This is a genomic window from Dysgonomonas sp. Shenzhen-Wh21, assembly GCF_043392705.1.
In the GTDB taxonomy this organism is placed as follows: Bacteria; Bacteroidota; Bacteroidia; order Bacteroidales; family Dysgonomonadaceae; genus Dysgonomonas.
Genome location: NZ_JAIXHZ010000211.1, coordinates 1 through 1,754 on the forward strand (window position 1 = coordinate 1; position 1,754 = coordinate 1,754).

Here is a 1,754-nt window from a genome sequence, read left to right on the forward strand (position 1 = left end):
TTTTATGCAAATAAATAGACTTATAATAACCGATGGACGAAAAAGACAAAATCATAGCCTCTTTGCGAGAGCAACTACAAAAAGCCTTGAGTAAAAATAGAGCATTGGAACAAGAAGTGGCCCTACTAAAATACCAGACTGAAAAAAGTAAGAGTGCTGTTAATCCATAGATCTATTTACAGCTTCTTTCTGTAACTGTTCTGGTCTGCGGCGATATCTGTCAAATGCTTTCGAGTTCTCGGAGTGTCCGGACATAGAAGCTACAACATGAATAGGTTCGCCAGCTTGGCAAAGTATATCAACAAAGGTTCTTCGTGCCAAATGAGAAGTTGCCAATTGATGAAGTTCCGATATCTCCTCGTTACCTGTGTCACGGTTGAACTGCATAACTTTTCTATTAAGTTCGGCAATTCGAAAGACTACTTTTAACTGCTCGTTATAATCATTGGGGTGTAAAAATGGCATGATTAGGTTAGCTTGTCCTTTATTCCTATACTTATTTATTATCTCATTCGCTCGATTAGATATAGGGACAACAATCTTATTTACATATACTTTTGTTTTGGATGGAAAGTAGACTAAAGTACCCTCCTGGATATTATTGTAGGTAAGTCGAACGAAATCACCAACTCGACAGCCTAATGCTGCTTGTAGACAGAACATGTCTCGAACCAATTCCGTGATGTAATCCGGCATTTTCTTTTCATATAATTGGGTCAATTCCTCCCTTGTCATGCAGATAGGTTCACCATAAATTTCAGATCCTATTTTGGTTGCAAAGTTTATTTTATCAAATGGAGACTCTTTAATGATCGATTCTATTTTGCAGTAATTATAGAATCCCTTTAGTCGCTTCATTATTGTCACAACAGTATTTGACGCACGTCCTTTAGATATATATTTATTATAATCTAGTATATTTAAATTTTCGAACGTTAAAGGATTTTTCTTTTTCTTCTCGTACTCTCTTAATCGGTTTATATCTGCAACATAATGCCTGCGTCTTCCATCTGAAACTTTAGATTCATCTTTAAATTTCTCATAGGCCTCGAAAAATAGGATAGGGGAGTTTTCACTTGAACCTTCATTTGTTCCTTCGTATTCATTCAACTGAATTTGTAAGAGTCTTTTGAATTCATCTTTAGAAAATTCAATATTGCGTCCCTTAAAATTCTGTTCAAAAACAACAAGAGCTGCATTTTCAAGTTCTCTTATTCTGGCGTTTATTGTAGAGGCTGGTTCTCCAGCTTTATTAAATGTATTTTTCTTTACTTGCCATAGCAATATTCCTTTATCTTTTATTTTTATGAAGTTTTTCGGCTCGACCCGGTGTCCTATATAATAATAATTTTTAATACCTTCTATTGTTACAATTAGGAATATTTGTTTTTCATCTTTATCTTTACTTGAAGATATAAGATTAAATCGTATTAGATATTTTGATATTTCCATTTTAAATAAAAGTAAGTACCCTGTAAAAGTACTTACAAAAAATAGAATGATGAAAATATAGAGAAGGATAATCGAATATGTGTAAATATATTGTATATGATGTTATATATCAGGTAATTGTATATGTTTGTTTGTAACGAATACAAGATCAGTAATTTATATTCTTTTCCTAAGTACTATCCTAAGTATCTAAAAAGTTAAGCGTGTAAACCATTGATTTACACGCTTATTCACTTTACAAAAGTGACCACGGCAGGACTATATTATCAAATAATATAAATTACTGATCTTGTATTCGTTAC

General features: G+C 32.7%; 1 protein-coding gene. It reads right to left on the bottom strand.

The genetic code is table 11. The features are described from left to right. Window positions 1-159: 159 nt before the first annotated feature. Window positions 160-1,452, bottom strand: coding sequence for a tyrosine-type recombinase/integrase (locus LDB17_RS14370; protein ID WP_252639702.1), 1,293 nt, complete (start codon window positions 1,450-1,452; stop codon window positions 160-162). Window positions 1,453-1,754: the final 302 nt, after the last annotated feature.

Bases quoted from the DNA above. Each gene is read 5' to 3' on its own strand.
- LDB17_RS14370 (WP_252639702.1), bottom strand. From the start codon at position 1,452: ATGGAAATATCAAAATATCTAATACGATTTAATCTTATATCTTCAAGT.